General features: G+C 49.7%; 18 protein-coding genes. 15 read left to right on the top strand and 3 right to left on the bottom strand.

Annotated features, from left to right (window positions below; genetic code table 11):
• Positions 1-167: 167 nt before the first annotated feature.
• The 13 genes from DW826_RS04310 (at position 168) to DW826_RS04250 (ending at position 15,501) form a co-directional block, all read left to right on the top strand.
• Complete coding sequence (locus DW826_RS04310) at positions 168-617, top strand: GatB/YqeY domain-containing protein (RefSeq protein WP_015553671.1); 450 nt, start codon at positions 168-170, stop codon at positions 615-617.
• A gap of 203 nt (positions 618-820) precedes the next feature.
• Positions 821-2,224 carry a dipeptidase PepV gene (pepV, locus tag DW826_RS04305; RefSeq protein ID WP_117552133.1) on the top strand — a complete coding sequence of 468 codons (1,404 nt, stop codon included), beginning with the start codon at positions 821-823 and terminating at the stop codon, positions 2,222-2,224.
• 233 nt (positions 2,225-2,457) lie between these two features.
• Entirely contained in the window at positions 2,458-4,128 is a 1,671-nt protein-coding gene (locus DW826_RS04300) for an AAA family ATPase (RefSeq protein ID WP_117552132.1), read from the top strand.
• A gap of 88 nt (positions 4,129-4,216) precedes the next feature.
• A complete protein-coding gene (locus tag DW826_RS04295) occupies positions 4,217-5,044 on the top strand; it encodes an amidohydrolase family protein (protein ID WP_117552131.1) in 828 nt (275 codons plus the stop codon).
• A 178-nt stretch (positions 5,045-5,222) separates the two neighbouring features.
• Entirely contained in the window at positions 5,223-5,633 is a 411-nt protein-coding gene (locus DW826_RS18940) for a YlmC/YmxH family sporulation protein (RefSeq protein WP_347472274.1), read from the top strand.
• Positions 5,634-5,742: 109 nt separating this feature from the next.
• Positions 5,743-6,855, top strand: a complete 1,113-nt coding sequence (gene aguA / locus DW826_RS04285) for an agmatine deiminase (RefSeq protein WP_117552129.1) — start codon at positions 5,743-5,745, stop codon at positions 6,853-6,855.
• A 167-nt stretch (positions 6,856-7,022) separates the two neighbouring features.
• Positions 7,023-7,889 (top strand): N-carbamoylputrescine amidase, encoded by an 867-nt coding sequence (aguB, locus tag DW826_RS04280; protein WP_117552128.1) that lies wholly within the window; start codon positions 7,023-7,025, stop codon positions 7,887-7,889.
• A gap of 460 nt (positions 7,890-8,349) precedes the next feature.
• Complete coding sequence (gene leuB / locus DW826_RS04275) at positions 8,350-9,432, top strand: 3-isopropylmalate dehydrogenase (protein ID WP_117470390.1); 1,083 nt, start codon at positions 8,350-8,352, stop codon at positions 9,430-9,432.
• A 465-nt stretch (positions 9,433-9,897) separates the two neighbouring features.
• Positions 9,898-10,986, top strand: a complete 1,089-nt coding sequence (gene serC / locus DW826_RS04270) for a 3-phosphoserine/phosphohydroxythreonine transaminase (RefSeq protein ID WP_117552127.1) — start codon at positions 9,898-9,900, stop codon at positions 10,984-10,986.
• A gap of 32 nt (positions 10,987-11,018) precedes the next feature.
• Positions 11,019-12,185, top strand: a complete 1,167-nt coding sequence (locus DW826_RS04265) for a phosphoglycerate dehydrogenase (RefSeq protein WP_117552126.1) — start codon at positions 11,019-11,021, stop codon at positions 12,183-12,185.
• Positions 12,186-12,350: 165 nt separating this feature from the next.
• Positions 12,351-13,586 (top strand): DUF1015 family protein, encoded by a 1,236-nt coding sequence (locus DW826_RS04260; protein ID WP_015553655.1) that lies wholly within the window; start codon positions 12,351-12,353, stop codon positions 13,584-13,586.
• A 112-nt stretch (positions 13,587-13,698) separates the two neighbouring features.
• The gene (trpS, locus tag DW826_RS04255; RefSeq protein ID WP_117552125.1) at positions 13,699-14,787 is read left to right on the top strand and encodes a tryptophan--tRNA ligase; all 1,089 of its coding nucleotides are present in this window, start codon (positions 13,699-13,701) and stop codon (positions 14,785-14,787) included.
• Between the two features lie 99 nt (positions 14,788-14,886).
• Positions 14,887-15,501 carry a DedA family protein gene (locus DW826_RS04250; protein WP_117552124.1) on the top strand — a complete coding sequence of 205 codons (615 nt, stop codon included), beginning with the start codon at positions 14,887-14,889 and terminating at the stop codon, positions 15,499-15,501.
• A gap of 685 nt (positions 15,502-16,186) precedes the next feature.
• Here the strand turns inward: DW826_RS04250 and DW826_RS04245 are convergent.
• From DW826_RS04245 to DW826_RS04235, 3 genes are all read right to left on the bottom strand, one after another.
• Positions 16,187-17,095, bottom strand: a complete 909-nt coding sequence (locus DW826_RS04245) for a radical SAM protein (RefSeq protein ID WP_117552123.1) — start codon at positions 17,093-17,095, stop codon at positions 16,187-16,189.
• Between the two features lie 27 nt (positions 17,096-17,122).
• The gene (locus DW826_RS04240) at positions 17,123-17,323 is read right to left on the bottom strand and encodes a hypothetical protein (protein WP_117513673.1); all 201 of its coding nucleotides are present in this window, start codon (positions 17,321-17,323) and stop codon (positions 17,123-17,125) included.
• A 69-nt stretch (positions 17,324-17,392) separates the two neighbouring features.
• On the bottom strand, positions 17,393-17,884 hold the full coding sequence (locus tag DW826_RS04235; protein ID WP_117552122.1) for a DNA-deoxyinosine glycosylase: 492 nt from the start codon (positions 17,882-17,884) through the stop codon (positions 17,393-17,395).
• 207 nt (positions 17,885-18,091) lie between these two features.
• Here DW826_RS04235 and ftsH point away from each other — a divergent pair, with 207 nt between their 5' ends.
• Both ftsH and DW826_RS04225 read left to right on the top strand, forming a co-directional pair.
• On the top strand, positions 18,092-20,074 hold the full coding sequence (gene ftsH / locus DW826_RS04230; RefSeq protein WP_117484374.1) for an ATP-dependent zinc metalloprotease FtsH: 1,983 nt from the start codon (positions 18,092-18,094) through the stop codon (positions 20,072-20,074).
• A gap of 205 nt (positions 20,075-20,279) precedes the next feature.
• A complete protein-coding gene (locus DW826_RS04225) occupies positions 20,280-21,854 on the top strand; it encodes a S8 family peptidase (RefSeq protein ID WP_242994039.1) in 1,575 nt (524 codons plus the stop codon).
• Positions 21,855-21,879 lie beyond the last annotated feature (25 nt).

Raw genomic sequence — 21,879 nt, 5'->3', positions numbered from 1 at the left:
AACATGCCAATGACGTGCATTCGCGTGAAGATGTAGATTGTCGCAAGCGACCGCGCGAGGCGCAAGAATGTGCCTTGGCACATTCTCATTTCAAAATATATCATCACAGAAACATGCGGAACCAGTTGTTTCGACTGGGAATACCGCATAGACAGGAGGAATATAAGATGAGTAAGATCGATGTTGTAAGAGCAGCTATGGTCGAGGCGATGAAAGCAAAAGATAAAGAGAGAAAGGATTCCCTTTCCATGCTTCTCTCTGCGTTAAAGAATGCGCAGATCGACAAGCGTGAAGCTCCGCTCACAGAGGATGAGGAGAACGCGATCGTAAAGAAAGAGATCAAGCAGGTCAAGGAGACCATCGAGACAGCTCCGGCAGACCGCGCCGATATCATCGATGAGGCAAAGAAGAGACTTGCCGTATATCAGGAGTTTGCTCCGGCTGATATGACTGAGGACCAGATCAGGGAGACGATCGCAAAGGTTCTCGCAGAGCTTGGAATCGAAGCCCCGACAGCAAAGGACAAAGGAAAGATCATGAAATCCCTGATGCCGCTCGTAAAGGGGAAGGCAGACGGCAAGATCGTAAATGAGATCTTAGCTGGATTCATGAAATAAGGTAAACGAACAAAACGCCTGCGAAGCAGACAATAAAGCGCGTAAGTGCAGGTTTGTGATCAGGCATGCAGCCAATAACTGGCGCACAGAATAAGTATGGTATAAGCGGGGCTGGCTTTACGATCTCGGAAACGCCCGGGATGAGACGGTCCCGCCTGTCTGTAAAATGGGTTATAACAAAAGAAATATGGAGGCGGAAATTTATGTATAAAGAGAAGATCAGCCGGTATATTGACGCGCACAGGAAAGAAATGCTGGAGGACATCGGAGCTCTTTGCCGGATCAACAGTGTGAAGGGGTCTTACCGTATCGGAAAACCGTATGGGGAAGGGTGCTCCGAGGCACTGCGTACAGCTCTGCATATTGCGGAATGCTACGGTTTTTCCATCAACAACTACGACAACTATGTTGGAACCGTTGACATGAATGACAAAGAGGCACAGCTCGATATTCTGGCACATCTGGACGTTGTTCCGGCCGGAGACGGCTGGACTGTTACAGAACCTTTTGAGCCGGTAGTAAAAGACGGAAAGATCTATGGCCGCGGAACCGCGGACGATAAGGGACCGGCAATTGCTGCCCTCTACGCGATGCGTGCCGTAAATGAACTTGGAATCCCGATGAAAAAGAACGTCCGCCTGATCCTTGGCACTGACGAGGAGTGCGGAAGCTCCGATATCACCCACTACTACAGTGTGGAAAAGGAAGCTCCGATGACCTTCTCACCGGATGCATCCTTCCCGGTGATCAATATCGAGAAAGGTCGGATCGGAGGTAATTTTACGGCAGAGTTCGAGCCGTCTGACTGTCTTCCGAAGATGGTATCCTTCCACAGCGGAACAAAGACGAATGTGGTTCCGGGCGCGGCAGAGGCATTATTTGAGGGTCTTGACGGAGATGAGACAGAAACTCTCGCAAAGAGCATGGAAGAGGAGCTTGGAATCCGGTTTACGGTATCCTCTGAGGATGGCTGCCTGAAGATTGCTGCAGCTGGCGAAAACGGCCATGCAATGGCACCGTGGAAAGGAAAGAATGCCCTGACAGGACTCTTATCCCTGATCGAGCGTCTTCCGTTGGCGGAATGCGGACAGGTAAAGGCAGTCCGCGCGTTAAACCGCCTGATGCCTCACGGTGACTGGTACGGCGAAGCGCTTGGAATCAAGATGAGCGATGAGGAGTCCGGCGAGCTGACACTGGCATTCAGCATGTTGGATATTTCCGAGAAAAGTTTAGAGGGCGAATTTGACAGCCGCTGTCCGATTTGTGCCACAAAGGAAAACACCATCAATGTGATCCGTGAAAAAATGGAAGCAGATGGAATCTCCTTCAATACAGAAGAAATGAAGCCGCCGCACCATGTACCGGCAGATTCTGATTTTGTGAAGACTCTGCTCTCCGCATATGAGAAATATTCCGGAAGAAAGGGCGAGTGTATCGCCATCGGTGGCGGAACCTATGTCCACAATTTAAAGAACGGCGTTGCTTTCGGCGCTGCCCTTCCGGAGACCGAGAACCACATGCACGGCCCGGATGAGTTCGCGGTGGTTGACGAGCTCACAATGAGTGCGAAGATCTTTGCACAGGTGATTGTGGATCTTTGCTGCTAAAAGAGGTCATGATTGGGAGAAAATGAATAGATAAGCGCAGCAGAGCGCACACGGTCCGGCTTCAGAAATGGAGCTGGGCCATTTTTTGTTATGGCTTATAGCAAATTACGCAGAATGAGCGGAAGCCGGAATAGCCGCAGTAAGCAGAGCTTTTTCTTGTAAAAACACGAGATTCATGGTAGCATAGAAGCAATGAAAAATCTGTGCATGGCTGCACGAAAGGAGCAGCAGAGATGAAAGAAATGAACATTCCTGTTGGAGTTTCGGATTTTGAAGAAATTCGTAAAAATGAGTATTACTATATTGATAAATCGGAATTAATAGGAGAGCTGCTCAGCAGAACGGGGATAAAAGTAACGCTTATTACCCGTCCCCGGCGCTTCGGCAAGACATTGGGCATGAGCATGCTGGAAAGATTCTTCGACATCCGCAAGGAGAGCAGAAAACTGTTTGAGGGACTGAAAATTACAGAAAACCAGGCATTGTGCGATGCGTGGATGAACCAGTATCCGACAATTTTTGTTTCGTTTCGACAGGTAGATGGACTGGATTTCACTGGGGCATACGATATGCTCACAATGGTGATTGCGGATTTGTACAACAGACATCTCTATTTGCTTGATGGTAAAAATGCCACGGAATTCCAAAAAGCGGCGTTTGCACATCTCGCACATGGCAGCGGTTCGATAAAAGAAGTTAAGAGCAGCCTTATGCTTTTGACAACGATGATGCAAAGCTATTATGAAAAGCCTGTAATTCTTCTTATAGATGAGTATGATGTTCCCGTAGCAAAAGCGAACAACAACGGTTACTATGATGAAATGCTCGATGTTATGAAAGGCTTGATGCAGGCACTGAAGGACAATCAGGCACTTCGGTTCGCGGTTGTTACGGGGTGTTTGAAGATTGCAAAAGAGAGCATCTTTACTGGAACAAATAAGTTTGTGTCGGATACGATCACAAATTCCCGTTTGAACGAGTATTTTGGTTTTGTACAGAGCGAGGTTGACCAGCTGCTGAATGACGCCGGTCTGACGGAACAGGCTGACAATATCAGGAAATGGTATGATGGTTACCATTTCGGTGATTTTGATGTTTACTGCCCGTGGGATGTTATGAATTATATGTTGGAACTGCAGCGAAATCCGAAAGCCAGACCGGTCAGCTATTGGAAAAACACCAGCGACAATGCCATCATACGTTCCTTTATTGAGTATGCAGGCGGTACGATTACAAATAAGCTTGAAACTTTGATGGCGGGCGGCTGCATTGTTCAGCGTGTAGATGAAAACCTGACCTATGATTATCTGCATTCTTCGGAAGAGAATCTTTGGAGTACACTATATCTGACGGGCTACTTAACCAAAGCGCGCAAGGGAGATTACAAGGACGAACTGCCGGATGGCATGGCTGCTCTTATGATTCCGAATGCAGAAATCAAAGAGATTTTTGAAACGACAGTTATTAAATGGTTCGATGACAGCACGAAGAAGTGGAATCGAAATGCTTTGTTTGACGCTGTATGGAACGGTGACAGTGAGAGGATTACCAAAGAAATGAATGCCCTGCTCCGGCGGACGATCAGCTACCATGACTATCGGGAAGACTTCTACCACGCTTTTCTTGCAGGTATCTTCACCGGCGCCGGATATATGGTGGATTCCAACAAGGAACACGGAGAAGGCCGGAGCGATGTGGTTATTTACGATTCTATGAATGCCCGTGTTGCAATTTTTGAGGCAAAGTATACGAAGGTTCTGGAAAATCTGGGGAGTGCGTGCGATACAGCTTTGCGGCAAATTGATGATCGAATGTACGCAAAGGAGTATGAGGAAGACTATGACCAGATTCTTTGCTACGGTATTTCGTTTTTTAAAAAGCGCTGCATGGTAAAGAAAAAGTGACTCATTGCAAATAAAAACCAAAGCCGCAGAAAAATTCAGGAACATGCTGCCGAAAACGGTGCATGGAGGAAGAACTGGAGAAGAATAGATGAATTGCAGGATCATTGACATTCATACGCATATCTATCCGGTTGCCCTGGCGAGACGGGCCATGGAGGTCACCGGGCATGAAAATGATGACTTTAAGAAGCTTCCGATCAGGGAAAATCTGCTGGCGCGGATGCGGGAGGCGGGAGTGGATATCTCCGTGAACCTGCCGGTGGTATCGAAACCACAGAATCAGGGGGAGGTAAACCGGTTCGCGAAGGAATCGGCAAGGAAGAATATTATCCCATTCGGGGGGCTTCACCCGGACTGTGCGAATGTGATCGAGGAACTGGAAAAGCTGAAGGATATGGAGATGGCGGGAATCAAGTTCCATCCGCCATTTCAGAAGGTCCATCTGGAAGATCCAAAGTACGAGGAGATGTGGAGAAAGATCAATGAGCTGGGATTTCCGGTGCTGATCCATATGGGGACGGCGAGGATCGTGCGCCCTTATGATCTTTACCCATCGGGAATCCGAAAAATCTTAAAATCTGCCCCGGATATCCCAATTATCATGGCCCATATGGGAAGCTTCTGCATGATGAAAAATCCCAATGAGAATCTTGAAAATCTGCCGGAAAATGTGTTTATCGATACGGCCATGAGCGCGGAGCTGGAGGAAGCCGGAGAGTTCGAGAAGATCGTCCGGCAGTTCGGCACAAAGCGGGTGCTCTACGGCTGCGATTTTCCTTATGGCAGCCAGAAAGCCGCAATCGCGAGGATCAAGGACAGCAGCTTTTCGGACAGCGAAAAGGAAGACATGCTGTGGAAAAACGCGGCGAAGATTTTGAAGGCAGTGGGAAAACTGCCGGAGAATATTGAGTTGTAAAGCTTCAGAAAAATTACAATTAAGTGAAAATAATGCTGGATATTTATCTCAGGGACAAGAAATGGAACATAGACTATAAATAGAGAGTATGACTGGTTGACGGCAGCCTGCGCGAATAACAGGTCTGTGGTTGCTGGGATACATAAAATGTTTCTGTCCGGGAGATGATGCCATGCGGATGAGCGAGTTAAAGAGGCGGGAAGTGATCAATGTCTGCGACTGCAAACGGCTGGGCTTTGTGGGGGATCTGGACATTGATCCGTGTACAGGCAGGATTTTAGCGATCATTGTGCCGGGACCGGGCTGTGTCTGCGGATTCCTGGGACGGGAAAAGGAATTTGTGATCCCTTTTGGGGATATCTGCCAGATCGGGGACGATATTATTCTGGTCCGGGTTGAGGAGAAGAAGGAAAAGCCGCCGAAGCCCCCGAAGCCGTGTCCACCGCCGCCAAAGCCGCCGTTTTGTCCCTGCCCACCTCCATGTGAGCCGGGAGGAAGATGTGACTGTCCACCGCCGTGTAATATGGATTGTGGCTGCTCTCCGCCTTGTGACAAGGAAAAAGGCGGTTATATAAAAAAGTGGCGGTAAAAAACCTGGAAGTGAGAGTTGTTTCCGGGTCGAACAGCGGGAAGATGGACATGAGATAGATTGGTATAATTAGTAGTTAATGAAGATAAGTCAGGAAAGGAACTGAAGAATGAACAAACTTCACACGATACCGGCAGCAGATGGATTCCGCATGCCGGGAGAATTTGAACCCCACAGAGGCTGCATCATGATTTGGCCAAAGCGTCCGGGAAGCTGGAACTACGGCGCGAAAAAAGCGAGAGAGGCATTCAAGCGCGTGGCATGGGCCATCGCGGAGAGCGAGGAGGTCTTTATGCTGGCGGAGCCGGATGTGGAGGAGAATGCCCGCGAGATGTTAGCCGGGAATCCGGGACACGGGATCCACGTGATCCGGATGGAGTCCGACGATGCCTGGGCGCGGGATGTGGCACCGACCTTTGTGGTGAACGGGGAAGGCACTGTCCGTGGCATTGACTGGGAGTTCAACGCCTGGGGTGGAACCGTGGACGGACTTTACGCCCACTGGGAGAAGGACGATCTTGTGGCGGAAAAAGTCTGTGGGGAGCTTGGCTATGACTGCTACGAGGCCCACCCCTTCGTTCTGGAAGGCGGTTCGATCCATTCTGACGGAGAGGGGACGGTTCTTGTGACGGCAGCGTGCCTCCTGAGCGGAGGAAGAAATACGAAGCTCACAAAGGACGAGATCGAAAAGAAGCTCTGTGCTTACCTCGGGGCTAAAAAGGTGATCTGGCTGGAACATGGAATCTACAATGACGAGACGAATGAACATGTGGACAACATCTGCGCGTTCGTGCGCCCGGGCGAGGTGGTCTTAGGCTGGACAGACGACGAGTCAGACCCACAGTATTCCATGTCAAAGAGCTGCCTGGACATTCTGGAACGGGAAAGAGATGCAATGGGAAGAAAAATCAAAGTCCACAAGCTTCCAATCCCAAAGACACCGATCTGTGTGACGGAGGAAGACCTCGGCGGTTATGAGTTTGAGGACGGCGAGGACACGAGAGAAGTCGGGGAACGTCTGGCGGCAAGTTATGTAAACTTCTATATCTCAAACGGCGGGGTGATCGTGCCGCAGTTTGGGGATGAGCATGATAAGACGGCGGTGGAGATCCTCGGAAAAGTGTTCCCGGAAAGAAAGATCTGCCCGATCCCGGCCCGGGATATTCTGCTCGGCGGCGGAAATATCCACTGTATTACGCAGCAGATCCCGCAGGGAAGATAGGAAAAGAATACGATAAAAAATAGAATCAGAAAACGTGTATTGAACCAGGATAGACGCTGTACCTGAGGAGCAATTCAAAAAATTAAAAATGAAAGAACAATATAGAGCTGGAATATAGACAGCACATAGGGACAATAAAACGGATACCCCACAGGAGGAAATATAAAATGCGAAAAGTAAAAGTCGCAGCGGTACAGATGCGCTGCACAAGAGACGTGAATGCGAATATCGCAAACGCGGAGAGACTCGTGAGAAAAGCGGCAGCGGACGGAGCCCAGATCATCCTGCTCCCGGAGCTTTTTGAGCGCCAGTATTTCTGCCAGGAGCGCCAGTACGAATACTATGAGTTTGCAAAGCCGGTGGAGGAGAACGACGCGGTAAAACACTTCGCGAAGGTGGCGGAGGAGCTCAAAGTCGTTCTTCCAATCAGCTTCTACGAGAAGGACGGAAAGCGCCTGTTCAACACTGTTGCGATCCTTGACGCAGATGGAACAAATCTTGGAATCTACCGGAAGACCCATATCCCGGATGACCACTATTATCAGGAAAAATTCTACTTCACACCGGGCGACACGGGATTTAAGGCATTTAAGACCCGCTACGGCACCATCGGCGTGGGCATCTGCTGGGACCAGTGGTTCCCGGAGACCGCGAGATTTATGGCGGTAAAGGGCGCAGAGCTCTTATTCTACCCGACAGCCATCGGCAGCGAGCCGATCCTCTCCGTGGACAGCATGCCCCACTGGAGACGCTGTATGCAGGGACATTCCGCGTCGAACCTGATGCCGGTGATCGCGGCAAACCGTGTGGGACTGGAAGAGGTAACGCCATGTGAGGCAAATGGAAACCAGAAATCAGCCCTGAAATTTTATGGCTCCTCCTTCATCACGGACGGTGTCGGCGAAGTGATCCAGTCCATGGACCGCGACAGCGAGGGCGTGATCACAGCGGAGTTTGATCTGGATGAGCTGGAGCGCGAGAGATTCTCATGGGGACTCTTCCGCGATAGAAGACCGGAGATGTACCACGAGTAAGAAAAATTCTGAGAAGAAAAAGGGTTACTGTACACGGGTAGGAATTTTCTGAACTGAAAATTCCGTACAATACAGTGGTGGTAGTGGATTTTGCCGATTCGGAATGCGAAGCATCGGCAAAATCAGTTACTGTTTGCGCAAAGCGTGAACAGTAACGAAAAAGGCACATGCCATGGAATAAACATTGGTTCCGGGTGATGTGCCTTTTATCATGAAGAGAAGCAGTGAGAGTGAACCCCGCTAAAGTATAACTGTGATTCATATAAATAATAGAAAACATATATGCCAGTAATTCCTCCAATTTGTTGAAAATTAAGAAAAATTAGAGTATGATTACAAAGAGATAATCGGACAGAAAAGGAATTAGTCCGGTACAAATATGAAAAGTAAAATACCCGAAAAATATGGAAATGACGGCAGCATTTCGTGAATTTTCAGGCGGGATATGGAGGAAAAAGACATGGAATATAGAATTGCAACGATCTCCGGTGACGGGATCGGTCCGGAAATCGTGAGAGAAGCAAAGAAAGTTTTAGATAAAACAGGTCAGAAATACGGTCATAAATTCAACTATGAAGAGGTCCTCATGGGTGGAATCTCCATCGACACCTACGGTGTGCCGCTGACAGACGAGGCGCTGGAGACTGCAAAGAAGAGTGACGCTGTTCTTCTCGGTGCAGTCGGTGGAAATGTCGGCAACTCCCGCTGGTACGATGTTGCCCCGAACTTAAGACCGGAGGCAGGACTTCTTGCGATCCGCAAAGGATTAAATCTCTTCGCAAATATCCGCCCGGCATACCTCTACAATGATCTTGCAGGCGCATGCCCGTTAAAACAGGAGATCATCGGTGACGGCTTCGACATGGTCATCGTCCGCGAGCTGACCGGAGGCCTTTACTTCGGTGAGCGCCACACAGAGACCGTAAACGGTGTTGAGCAGGCGACAGATACTCTCGTATACAGCGAGAAGGAGATCCGCCGCGTAGCGATCAAGGCATTCGAGATCGCCATGAAGAGAAAGAAGAAAGTAACCAGCGTCGATAAGGCAAATGTACTTGACTCCTCCAGACTCTGGAGAAAAGTCGTTGCGGAAGTCGCAAAGGACTACCCGGAAGTCACTCTTGAAAATATGCTGGTCGACAACTGCGCAATGCAGCTCGTTATGAACCCGCGCCAGTTCGATGTTATCTTAACAGAGAACATGTTTGGCGACATCTTATCCGACGAGGCGAGCATGATCACCGGTTCCATCGGTATGCTGTCCTCCGCAAGCTTAAATGAGAGCAAATTTGGTCTCTACGAGCCGAGCCATGGTTCCGCACCGGATATCGCAGGAAAAGACATCGCAAATCCGATCGCGACGATCCTCTCCGCAGCTATGATGCTCCGCTTCTCCTTCGACCTTGACAAGGAAGCAGATGCTATTGAGGATGCGGTCAGAAAGGTCCTCGCAGAGGGCTACCGCACCGTCGATATCATGGACGAGGGCAAAAAGCAGGTTGGAACCACCGAGATGGGAAATCTGATCTGTGATAGAATCTGATAAAATAAAGCAGAACGAGACTGGCAGAATACATGAGTTCATGTGTTCTGCCTTTTTATGTAACAGGAAATTCCCTGTTACATAAAAAGGCACTAACGTGTCCAAGATGCACACTCGCGCGAAGATATAGATTGTCGCAAGCGACCGCGCGAGGCGCGAGAATGTGCCAAGGCACATTCTTTTTATAGAAATCCGGAAGAAATTGCCGACGGCAGTCATATATTTTAAAAAAAATTACCAAAAATGGAAAAAAGTTTGCATAATTCGGGGCAAAGCAAAAATTTATCATTGATTTGCCCGGGCACTTGTGTTAGGATATATGTCAAATCATCCTAAGGCGTCGCGTTGCAATGGTAGAGAAGAGACAGAGTAAAGTGTGGCGCCGGATCGCGAGACAAAGGATGGATGTGTGGTCATTCCTGAAAGGACCGATCATAGAGCAATCAGAGAGAGGGGAACAAAACTATGAGCAGAGTCTACAACTTTTCCGCAGGTCCGGCCGTGCTGCCGGAAGAAGTCTTAAAAGAAGCAGCAGCCGAGATGCTTGATTACAATGGAACCGGAATGTCCGTCATGGAGATGAGCCACCGCTCAAAAGCTTTTGAGGAGATCATCCAGACAGCAGAGCAGGACATCCGAGACCTCTTAAAGATTCCGGATAACTACAAAGTCCTGTTTTTACAGGGCGGCGCTCACCAGCAGTTCGCTGCAGTACCGTTGAACCTGTTCAAGAACCGTGTCGGCGATTATATTATCACCGGACAGTGGGCAAAGAAGGCATGGAAGGAAGCAAAGCTTTACGGAACCGCAAACGCCATTGCATCCAGTGAGGATAAGACATTCAGCTATATTCCGGATTGCTCCGATCTTCCGGTCGATGAGAATGCTGACTATGTTTATATCTGCGAAAATAATACGATCTACGGAACAAAATTCCACACACTCCCGAACACAAAGGGAAAAACACTCGTCTCTGATGTGTCCTCCTGTTTCCTCTCTGAACCGATGGATGTATCAAAATACGGTGTGATCTATGGCGGTGTCCAGAAAAATATCGGACCGGCAGGTGTTGTGATCGTGATCATCCGTGAAGACCTGATCCGCGAGGATGTTCTTCCGGAGACACCGACGATCATGCGCTACGATGTCCAGGCGAAGGCCGGATCCCTCTACAACACTCCGCCGTGTTACGGAATCTATATCTGCGGCAAGGTCTTCAAATGGCTGAAGAAGCAGGGCGGACTGGAAGCTATGAAGGAGAGAAACGAGCGAAAGGCAAAGATCCTTTACGATTATCTGGATCAGAGCAGGCTCTTCCACGGAACTGTCCGCAAAGAGGACCGTTCCATCATGAATGTGCCGTTCGTTACAGGCGATAAGGATCTGGATGCCCTGTTCGTAAAAGAGGCAGAGGCAGCCGGATTCGTGAACTTAAAAGGACACCGTACCGTCGGCGGCATGAGAGCCAGCATCTACAACGCAATGCCGGAGGAGGGCGTTGTGAAGCTTGTAGAATTTATGAAGAAATTTGAGGCGGAGCACGCGGACGCGTAAGACTGCCGGATGAAAATATCAGAGGAAAAATCATGAGAAATATTTGTTGTTTAAATCAGATCTCCCACTATGGCACAGACCGCCTCACGGGAGACTATAAACTTGTAGATGATATTAAGGACGCGGAAGGAATCCTGGTCCGTAGCGCGTCTCTCCACGAGACAGAATTCCCGTCCGGACTCCAGGCCATTGCCAGAGCCGGAGCCGGAGTCAACAATATCCCGCTCGACGAATGTGCGAAGAAAGGCATCGTCGTATTCAATACACCGGGCGCAAATAAGAACGGTGTAAAGGAGCTTGTTCTCGCAGGCCTGTTCCTGACATCCAGGGACGTTGTCGGTGGTATCGGGTGGTGCAGGGAACATGCCGGGGAAGAGGACATTGCGAAGAAGATGGAGAAGAGCAAAAAGGCCTTTGCAGGAAACGAGATCAAGGGCAAGAAGCTCGGCGTCATCGGTCTCGGTGCGATCGGCTGTGAGGTCGCAAACGCTGCCGCGGCTCTCGGAATGGAAGTTTACGGGTATGACCCGTTTATCTCCGTCAACGCCGCATGGATGCTGTCTCGCTCCGTAAAACATATCATGGACGTGAACACGATCTACAAAGACTGTGATTACATTACAGTCCATGTGCCGCTTCTTGATTCCACGAAGGAAATGATCAACAAGGATGCTTTTGACCAGATGAAGGACGGTGTTGTGATCTTAAACTACGCGAGAGACCTGCTTGTAAATGATGATGATATGGCAGAGGCGTTAAAGAGCGGAAAGGTAAAAAAATACATCACCGACTTCCCGAACGCAAAGACTTCCGCAATGGAAGGCGTGATCGCTACACCGCATCTTGGCGCATCCACGGAGGAATCCGAGGACAACTGCGCGGTGATGGCCGCGGATGAGTTAAAGGATTACTTAGAAAATGGTAATATCAAGAACTCTGTAAACTATCCGGCGTGCGACATGGGAATCTGCCAGGTTGCAGGAAGGATCGGTCTGCTCCATGCGAACGTTCCGAACATGATCGGACAGATCACGTCGATCCTGGCTGCTGAGGGAATCAACATCGCCAACATGACAAACAAGAGCCGTGACAAGTACGCGTACACACTTCTTGATCTGGAAGATCCGGCGAAAGCGGAGGCAGTTTCCCATCTTGAAAAGATCAATGGAATGTATAAGGTCCGCGTGATCAAGGGCTAAAAAATATAGTCGAAAAGAGAATAATACGGCTGCATAAGAAGATGGCAGCTGTGAAATGTAATTGTAATTCATCCATGTACGAAAAATCGTCATGGATGAATTGCGTTTATAGAGAATTGAGTGTAATATAGAGGCAGGATAAAATAATATGGGGAGGTAACAGGCATGGCAGTAGTGAGACCGTTTTCATGCGTGCGCCCGGCAGCAGAACATGCGGCAGAGATCGCGGCACTTCCGTATGATGTATACAACAGGGAGGAGGCAAAGCGAGAGGTGAAGTCCCATCCGCTTTCCTTCCTCGCCATCGACCGCCCGGAGACGGGATTCCCGGACACGGCGGACATGTACGCGCCGGAGGTCTATGCCCACGCAAAGGATCTTTTCGAACAATGGGTGAAGGACGGAAACTATGTGGAAGATCCGAATGAGACCTACTATCTCTATGAACTCACGATGAACGATCATCCCCAGACAGGAATCGTGGCATGCTCAAGCGTAGATGACTATGTAAACGGCGTGATCAAGAAGCACGAGAACACGAGAGAGGAGAAGGAACTGGACCGGATCCGCCATATCGATGTGATGGACGCCCAGTCCGGACCGATTTTTCTCGCATATCGCCCGGTAAAACGCTTAAAAGAACTGGTTGCACTTGCAAAAGAGGAGAATCCGCTTTATAATTTTATCTCAGAGGATGGAATCAGACACCGGGTATGGAAAATCGGATCCGGTGATATGATAAAAGAGATCCGGGAGGAATTTGAAAAGCTCCCGGCGACATATATCGCAGACGGTCATCACCGCGCGGCTTCTGCCGTGAAGGTTGCCTTAAAGCGCAGGGCGGAACACCCGGACGCGCCGAAGGACGCCCCGTTCAACTACTTCCTCTCCGTACTGTTCTCAGAGGATGAACTGACGATCCTGCCGTATAACCGTGTAGTGTGGGATCTGAACGGACACTCGGAGGAGGAGCTCTTAAAGGAAGCTTCGAAGCTTTTTGAGGTCTCCGGACCTTTAAAGGAAGCTGTGGAGCCGAAGGAACGCGGTGAGGTCGGCATGTACCTCGGAGGAACATGGTATGATCTGAAATTAAAGGCGGGAGTCCGACCGGATGATCCGGTGAAGGGACTTGACGTGTCCGTGCTCCAGGAGAAATTCCTGGCTCCGGTGCTTGGAATCGGAGACCCGAGAACGGATAAGCGCATCGACTTTGTGGGCGGGATCCGCGGCGTGAAAGAACTGGAGCGCCGCTGTGAGGCGGACATGAAGATCGCCTTTTCCATGTATCCGACATCGATGGAAGAACTGCTGTCTGTTGCGGACGCGGGGCTTCTGATGCCGCCGAAATCGACCTGGTTTGAACCGAAACTGCGAAGCGGAATTTTCATCCACCGGCTGTAGCCTGAAACTTGGGGTCAGCCGACAGGATTTCTGGAGATCGAAATGGGACTGCAGTCGTGGAGCCGCCGGTATCACAGAAACCTGACATCACAGGAGAGAAAGGAATATTGTTGTGGGAAAGATTATTTTAACAGGAGACCGTCCGACAGGTCGTCTTCATGTAGGACATTATGTAGGATCTCTTAGAAGAAGAGTAGAGCTTCAGAATTCCGGAGAGTATAGCGATATCTATATCATGATTGCTGACTCCCAGGCGCTCACAGACAACGCGGATAACCCGGAGAAGGTCCGCCAGAATATTCTGGAGGTTGCGCTCGATTACCTGTCTGCAGGTCTTGATCCGGAAAAATCCACGATCTTTATCCAGTCCATGGTGCCGGAGCTCTACGAGATGACCGCTTACTATATGGACATCGTTACGGTTTCCAGATTACAGAGAAACCCAACCGTAAAGAGTGAGATCCAGATGAGAAACTTTGAGGCCAGCATCCCGGTTGGCTTCTTTACCTATCCGATCAGTCAGGCTGCCGATATCACAGCCTTCAAGGCAGACGTGGTTCCGGCTGGTGAGGACCAGATGCCGATGGTGGAGCAGACGAGAGAGATCGTTCACAAATTCAATACGGTATACAATACAGATACTCTTGTTATGCCGGATATTCTTCTTCCGACAAACGACGCATGCCGCCGTCTTCCGGGCACCGACGGAAAGGCAAAGATGAGCAAATCCTTAGGAAACTGCATCTACCTTTCCGATACAGAGGAGGACGTAAAGAAGAAAGTCATGTCCATGTACACAGATCCGAACCACTTAAAGGTAAGCGATCCGGGACAGGTTGAGGGAAATACCGTCTTCACATATCTGGACGCATTCTGCAAGGACGAATACTTCGCAGAGTTCTGGCCGGATTACAAGAACCTCGACGAGGTGAAAGAGCACTACAAACGCGGTGGACTTGGCGATGTAAAGGTCAAGAAGTTCCTGAATCGTGTGCTTGAGGAGGAGCTCCGTCCGATCCGCGAGAGAAGAAAGAGATGGGAGCAGGACATCCCGGCTGTATACGAGATCTTAAAGAGCGGAAGCGAGAAGGCAGAGCGCGTGGCTGCACAGACATTAAAGGAGATGCGTGCGGCTATGAAGATCAACTACTTTGACGATGCGGCGCTGATTGCGGAGCAGAGTAAGAAGTATAACGGTTAATATAAAAGCTGAATCTGCAGATGAATGGATTCGGGAAAAGTGAATAAAACAGACTGGATGCTGCATATATTATACCCATGGTAAAGCGGGGGTGTCTGTATGCGGGAGCTGGTACTGGAATTGATGGGGGAATACGGCAATCTTGCTGTGTTCCTCCTTATTTTAGTTGAAAATCTCTTTCCTCCGATCCCGTCGGAGGTGATCCTGACCTTTGGGGGCGTCATGACGGTCTGCACGGACATGACGCCCGTCGGTGTGATCCTGTTTTCCACTGCCGGATCGCTAGCGGGGGCTGTCATTCTATACAGCGTGGGACGGTTTCTGCCGGATGAGGTGTTCCGGAAACTGCTCTGCGGACAGATCGGACATCTGCTTCACTTCCACTTGGAAGATGTGGATCTTGCGAAAGGATGGTTCAGGGAACGCGGGAGATCGGCGGTGTTCCTGTGCAGGCTGATCCCCATCGTCCGCAGCCTGATCTCCATCCCTGCAGGGATTGCCAGGATGCCGTTTGTGCCGTTTCTTGTCTTTACGGCGGCGGGAAGTCTTCTGTGGAACACGGTCCTCGTCTATGCCGGGAGGATCGCTGGGGATTCCTGGGAGAAGGTGTCGGCGGCCTTTGGGGTGTATTCGGATCTGTTTCTCATGATAGCTGGGATCTCCATCACCTTTGCTGTCCTGTTTCGCGGGTGCGGAGAAAGAAGAAAGCTGTAGAAGCCATATAGAAAGGTCATTGCGGATGGGAGAAGGATGAAAAAAGAGAGGGAATTTCTTTTGCGAAATAATATAATTATTTGAATAATTATACACAATAAAACAATAAACTAATAACAATAAAATAAAAAATATTTTTTCTAAAAACATATTGACAAATAAGAAGTTATCGAATATAATGAAGACAACAAAAAGAAAGAGAGAACAAAGCAAAGAAGACGAAAAGGTTCGTACTTAAAAAAATCTAAGTAAAGGAGGTACAGTCCACCGAACACATAAGTCTCGTTCCGTTTTTCAAATTTGAAAAATCCGGAACAAAGGAAAAACACAAAACCGGGTAATTAATCGAAAAAAGATTATTTGAAATCCTTCAAGATATGACGAGAAAGTATCAAAAAGAGAAATACAATAATCGATATGAGAACGAAAAGAAAGATAAGATTTCGGAAAAAGCCGGTGGAGTGAAAAAGGAAAACTTCATATAGAAAAAAATCTAATGAAAACGAGGTAAGATCCATTGGATAACGCAGAACATTAAGGTGGGTATCGAAACAAGAAAATTGATTCGGTACCCACTTTTTATGCGCAGAAAAGAATTACTGCCCCTTGCTTTTGGGGGGAGAGTAGCAAACTGTCTGTATGAACCAGGTGCAGGTCTGTAACCGGGCAGGCTTATTAATCTGTATTAAAGCCCTTCACAGTCAAACGGTGGCGTATATTCTTCTTTCGCGCTGCTTCTTTCCTGCACAAACCCTTCCGTGAGACCGAGGTCAATCGCGGTGTCAACGACTTTGTTGTACTCATAGGAGGTGATCCGCCGGTTGATCTCCGGATATTCGGTGCTCCTGTAGAACGGCGTATACTGGCTCATGATGCTGATAAGATACTGGTGATCCGGGAGATTTTCCCTGATCCAGTGAAGAAGATGGATCGAGTCTTCTTTTGCGCCCGGAAGGACCATATGGCGGATGATGACACCGCGGTCTAACATAGCCGGGTTCTTTTTATTCCAGGAAAGTCCGCCGGTGAGGCGGATCATTTCTTTTATGGCAGTGGAAGCTTTTTCAAAATAGTCCGGTGCGGAGGAGTATTTTTTTGCGAGACTGCTGTCCATGTATTTGAGATCCGGAAGCCAGATATCGACATAATCGGCGAGCTCCCGGATCGTCTCGGTCTTTTCATATCCCCCACAGTTGAAGACAACTGGAATCTGAAGCTTCGGCTTTGCGAGATCCAAAGCCCGGATGATGGAGGGGGCGAACTGGGTCCCGGTCACGAGGTTGATGTTTGCGGCGCCTTTTTCCTGGAGTTCCAGGAAGATATCGGCGAGGCGGGAGACGGAGATGGTTTTTCCGTAGTTTTCGTGACTCAGCTGGAAGTTCTGGCAGAAGACGCAGCGTAACGTACAGCCGGAGAAGAAGACGGTTCCGCTTCCGGTGGTGCCGCTGATGCAGGGTTCTTCCCACATATGCAGGGCGGCCCTGGCGGCGCGGAGCTCGTGCCCGGCGCCGCAGAAGCCGGTGGAGATTGTACGGTCGGCGTGGCATTCCCTGGGACAGAGAGTGCATGATTTGTAGATGGATTCGGTTAACATAACTTTAAATGCTTCTTTCGTGTTGGTTTAGGATTTATAATGGTCGGAATCATCAGCTGTCTGGTCCGGGGAATCCGGCAGGTAGTGGTAGAGCTCCTGATAATGTTCTAATTCTGCGTCGGTCTCCGGGAGCGCCGGGATCAGGCCGGTGCAGTCGGTGGCGGAGCAGGCCTGGATGTCGATGTCCCAGTCGGCGCTGGTAAGCAGTTTCTTTGATGAGTTTTTCATGGAATCACCTCCTGAATGATAGTTTCCATCGAAAAAGGAAAATAAAACAGGAAAGTAATTCATAATTTTTTATTCGAGATAATCTGAAATCACACCCCAGGCTCCTTCTAATTTCTCCAGCGTCCACGCCGCGTTCGCCGGGCTCGTGGAGGGAAGGGAGACTGCCGGGATTCCGGTCACGGCCTCCTGATATTTTTTATAATAGTTCCAGGAGGTCTTCCCATTGCAGAAGATTGCCTGAATACTGGAGGCAGACAGGATCCGGGAGAGATCGTTGGGCACGACATCGTGGATGGAGCTGTCGCTGGAACCTTCGATGGAGCAGGATGCGATCACATCCCAGAGGGCAATATGATGGGAGAGGAGAAATTCCTTTTTCTCATCAATACTGCCTGGAACCGGAACCGCGAGAATTCCGGCCAGGGTCTTCCAGAAACGGTTCTGCGGGTGGTGATAGAAAAAATGTCCTTCCCTGGATTTGACGGACGGGAAGGAACCGAGGATCAGAATCCTGGAGGCGCTGTCAAAAACAGGCGGAATCGGGTGTGTGACGGTATTCATGATAAATATCCTTTCAGATATATTTTAAATGATAAAATTGCTATCCATGTTGTATTGTAGCGTTTCTGATATTTTTTGTAAACATAGAAATTTCATACTTTTTTTATTGCCTTATGGGGAAACTCAACTTATAATGATTAGGTATCACAAAATCATGGGTCAATATACCCAAATGTGATATATGCGCAAAAGAAGTGGAGAAAATCAATGGACAATAACAATCAGAACAGAAATGGCGGAAAGCGGCCAAGCGGACAGAATATCGGGGTGCTCGCCCTGATCCTAGTGATCACGCTGATCGCTGTGACCGTTATGAACAACATGGTCCGCAAAAACCAGACCCAGGAACTCGGGTATGAGGAATTTGTGGAATACTTAAAAGAGGGAGAGATCGATACGGCGAAGATCTCCAGCAACAGGATCTACTTAACGCCAAAGACTTCTTCCACGAAGCTTTCCCGCTTCATCCAGTATTATACGGTAAGAATCCCGGATGTTGATCTTGCAGAGCGTCTTTTAGATGCCAACGGGGTCCATGTGGTGGCGGAAGATACGAGTACGAGCGCGAGTATTTTAAACTTTCTGATGGGATGGGTACTCCCGTCGGCGCTCATGATCGGACTTCTCTATATGATGTACAGCCGGATGGGCGGCGGAGGAATGATGGGCGTTGGAAAGAGCAACGCCAAGGTCTACGTCCAGAAGGAGACGGGAGTTACGTTTGCTGACGTAGCGGGCGAGGACGAGGCGAAGGAATCCCTTGTGGAGATCGTTGATTTCCTGCATAACCCGCAGAAATATTCAAAGATCGGTGCAAAACTGCCGAAAGGAGCGCTCCTTGTGGGACCTCCGGGAACAGGTAAGACTCTGCTTGCGAAGGCGGTAGCCGGTGAGGCCCATGTTCCGTTCTATTCCCTTTCCGGTTCTGATTTCGTGGAGATGTTTGTCGGCGTGGGTGCGTCCCGTGTCCGTGACCTCTTCAAGCAGGCACAGCAGTCCGCACCGTGTATCATCTTTATTGATGAGATCGATGCCATCGGACGCAGCCGTGACAGCCGGATGGGCGGAAATGATGAGAGAGAGCAGACCTTAAACCAGCTGCTTTCCGAGATGGATGGATTTGATTCCTCTAAGGGACTTCTCGTCCTGGGCGCGACGAACCGTCCGGAGATCCTGGATCCGGCACTTTTGAGACCGGGACGTTTTGACAGACGTGTGATTGTTGACAAGCCGGACCTGAAGGGCCGCGTCAATATCTTAAAGGTACATTCCAAGGATGTGCGCCTGGATGAGACTGTCGACTTCGAGGAGATCGCCCTTGCGACTTCCGGTGCTGTGGGCGCGGATCTCGCGAACATGATGAACGAGGCGGCTATCAACGCAGTCAAGAACGGACGCCAGGCTGTCTCCCAGAAAGACCTCTTTGAGGCTGTGGAGCTTGTTCTCGTCGGAAAAGAGAAGAAAGACCGGATCTTAAGCAAAGAGGAGCGCCGGATCGTCTCCTACCATGAGGTTGGACACGCGCTTGTCACCGCGCTTCAGAAGGATGCTGAACCGGTCCAGAAGATCACGATCGTTCCGCGTACCATGGGAGCGTTGGGATATGTCATGCAGGTTCCGGAAGAGGAAAAATATTTAAATACGAAAAAAGAACTTGAGGCAATGCTCGTGGTTTCCCTTGCCGGACGTGCGGCTGAGGAACTCGTGTTTGACACGGTGACGACAGGTGCTGCGAACGATATCGAGCAGGCGACAAGGATCGCGAGAGCGATGGTCACCCAGTATGGTATGTCTGAGAAGTTCGGTCTTATGGGGCTTGCGACCCAGGAGAACCAGTATCTGACAGGACGCACCGTCTTAAACTGCGGTGACGCTACGGCGGCTGAGATCGATACGGAAGTCATGAAGATGTTAAAGAACGCCTATGCTGAGGCAAAGCGTCTTCTCTCCGAAAACCGTGATGCGATGGATCAGATCGCCGCGTTCCTGATCGAGAAAGAGACGATCACAGGCAAGGAGTTCATGAAGATCTTCCGCCAGGTGAAGGGAATCCCGGAGCCGGAGGAAGGAAAGAAAGAAGAGAAGAGCCGTATGGGAGGCGAGTTCGCGGAGGACGCGGCGAGCCAGCCGGTACAGGCTGCTGAGGCTTTGGAGGCCCCGACGGAGCAGAATCCGGAGCAGCAGAACTAAATATGGATAAATGTGGGCAGGGTGACAAAAAGTGTCATCCTGCCCATTTTTCTATATCAGCAAATTAAAAGAAATAATTCATGAAAAAGACAAGAATATCTGGTAAAATAAAATACAGATTTGAACCCAGCTCAGAAGACAGCAGAAACGAATTGCGAATGTCCGCTTTGCAGGGCTGGAAATGGAGAGAGAAAAGAGAATTTTTATGGATCAGAATGATTATGGAAAGAGAAAAGCGGTCTGCAGACGTGCGGCCGGATTTATGGCGGCGGTGATACTCGCGGCAGCGGGACAGCCGTCTATGGTGTATGCGTCTGAAAAACTTCAGACGAATGACCCGTCCGCATCGGAGCAGTGGGCATTCTTCAACGATGGATCGTTCACGTCGGAAGAGGTTACGAAGTATCCGGTCTACTCGGATCCGTTCGGGCAGCCGTCGGAGAACACGGAGCTTCTTGGAACTCTCGTGGAGGTAAAGAAGAGACAGGCGGTTTCCGGCGTGGATATCAACCTAAAACAGGCATGGGAGACATATGGGAACGGAAGCCATGATACCATCGTCGCAATGATCGATACGGGAATTGATGATACGCATGAAGATCTGAAGGACACTTTATGGGTCAATACCGATGAGATTCCGGAAAACGGCATCGACGATGACGGAAACGGCTACGTGGATGATCGGTATGGGTGGAATTTCTACAATAATAACAATCAGATCTTCACCGGGAATGAGGACAGCCATGGAACCCACGGGGCCGGGACGATCAGTGCCGGGACAGGAAACGGGATCGGAATCTCGGGAATCGTGCCGGGAACTCGGGTTCGGGTGATGGCGTTAAAGGCTCTTGGGGGAAATGACGGCGGCGGAAGCACGGCGGCTGTCATCAAGGCGATCAAATATGCGGAGGATAACGGAGCGGTGATCTGCAACCTGAGCCTGACGTCGACGACAGATGATAAGGCGTTATATGAGGCGATGAAGAATTCCGGTATGCTGTTTGTAGTGGCAGCGGGAAACGGAAATCCGAAGACGGGAAAAGGCGTTGATACGGATATGATCCCGTTTTATCCGGCGGCGTATGATCTGGACAATATTATTTCCGTCGCGAATCTAAGCTTTGATGGGGCACTGTCCGCAAGCTCCAACTATGGAAAAACGACTGTGGATCTTGCGGCGCCGGGAAGTTATATTTTAAGTACGACCCCTGGAAACACCTATGGATACATGAGCGGAACGTCCATGGCGGCACCGATGGTGTCCGGGGCGGCGGCAATGATCTATTCGTATTTTGACGGGATCGGGGTTGCGGATGTGAAGGAGATCCTGATGTCCACGGTGACACCGATGGAGAGTCTCAAGGACGTGACGGTGTCCGGCGGTATGCTGAATGTGGGCGCAGCCCTTTCCTATGATATCGGCAGTTTATTAAGAAGGGGATTTCAGAACGGTGGAACGAGACCGGCGAACGGAACGGCTCCATATCTGGAGATGCAGACCTCGAACCGGAATGGTGGAATGTATCTGACGGTCCGCGTCCTCGATATTGACGGGGATCTTGATAAGCTCTTCTATGCAAAGGGCGAGCATACAGCCGGGGAGTTTGCGAACGGGACTGTGGAAGGAACGGCGTTTACGGTGAATGAGAAGGATATGGCGGCGTTCCAGATCACGGAAAAAGGAACGTATACGTTCTATGCTGTGGATAAGAATGGAAATGGAGCGGTGAAGATCGCAAAATTCGTGTCGGAGAGCGACGGACCGGGGGCATTTCAGTAGGATCCTGATGGGAGAAATGCCGGAG

Origin of the sequence: Clostridium sp. AM34-11AC (assembly GCF_003435375.1) — a bacterium.
GTDB classification, from domain to species: domain Bacteria; phylum Bacillota; class Clostridia; order Lachnospirales; family Lachnospiraceae; genus Pilosibacter; species Pilosibacter fragilis.
The sequence above is the reverse complement of the archived record's forward strand: the minus strand, read 5'-3'. Positions and strand labels throughout refer to the sequence as shown.

Excerpts from the sequence above, each read along its gene's own strand:
- DW826_RS04310 (WP_015553671.1), top strand. The coding sequence starts at position 168 with ATGAGTAAGATCGATGTTGTAAGAGCAGCTATGGTCGAGGCGATGAAA.
- pepV (WP_117552133.1), top strand. The coding sequence starts at position 821 with ATGTATAAAGAGAAGATCAGCCGGTATATTGACGCGCACAGGAAAGAA.
- DW826_RS04300 (WP_117552132.1), top strand. The coding sequence starts at position 2,458 with ATGAAAGAAATGAACATTCCTGTTGGAGTTTCGGATTTTGAAGAAATT.
- DW826_RS04295 (WP_117552131.1), top strand. The coding sequence starts at position 4,217 with ATGAATTGCAGGATCATTGACATTCATACGCATATCTATCCGGTTGCC.
- DW826_RS18940 (WP_347472274.1), top strand. The coding sequence starts at position 5,223 with ATGAGCGAGTTAAAGAGGCGGGAAGTGATCAATGTCTGCGACTGCAAA.
- aguA (WP_117552129.1), top strand. The coding sequence starts at position 5,743 with ATGAACAAACTTCACACGATACCGGCAGCAGATGGATTCCGCATGCCG.
- aguB (WP_117552128.1), top strand. The coding sequence starts at position 7,023 with ATGCGAAAAGTAAAAGTCGCAGCGGTACAGATGCGCTGCACAAGAGAC.
- leuB (WP_117470390.1), top strand. The coding sequence starts at position 8,350 with ATGGAATATAGAATTGCAACGATCTCCGGTGACGGGATCGGTCCGGAA.
- serC (WP_117552127.1), top strand. The coding sequence starts at position 9,898 with ATGAGCAGAGTCTACAACTTTTCCGCAGGTCCGGCCGTGCTGCCGGAA.
- DW826_RS04265 (WP_117552126.1), top strand. The coding sequence starts at position 11,019 with ATGAGAAATATTTGTTGTTTAAATCAGATCTCCCACTATGGCACAGAC.
- DW826_RS04260 (WP_015553655.1), top strand. The coding sequence starts at position 12,351 with ATGGCAGTAGTGAGACCGTTTTCATGCGTGCGCCCGGCAGCAGAACAT.
- DW826_RS04250 (WP_117552124.1), top strand. The coding sequence starts at position 14,887 with ATGCGGGAGCTGGTACTGGAATTGATGGGGGAATACGGCAATCTTGCT.
- DW826_RS04245 (WP_117552123.1), bottom strand. The coding sequence starts at position 17,095 with ATGTTAACCGAATCCATCTACAAATCATGCACTCTCTGTCCCAGGGAA.
- DW826_RS04240 (WP_117513673.1), bottom strand. The coding sequence starts at position 17,323 with ATGAAAAACTCATCAAAGAAACTGCTTACCAGCGCCGACTGGGACATC.
- DW826_RS04235 (WP_117552122.1), bottom strand. The coding sequence starts at position 17,884 with ATGAATACCGTCACACACCCGATTCCGCCTGTTTTTGACAGCGCCTCC.
- ftsH (WP_117484374.1), top strand. The coding sequence starts at position 18,092 with ATGGACAATAACAATCAGAACAGAAATGGCGGAAAGCGGCCAAGCGGA.
- DW826_RS04225 (WP_242994039.1), top strand. The coding sequence starts at position 20,280 with ATGGATCAGAATGATTATGGAAAGAGAAAAGCGGTCTGCAGACGTGCG.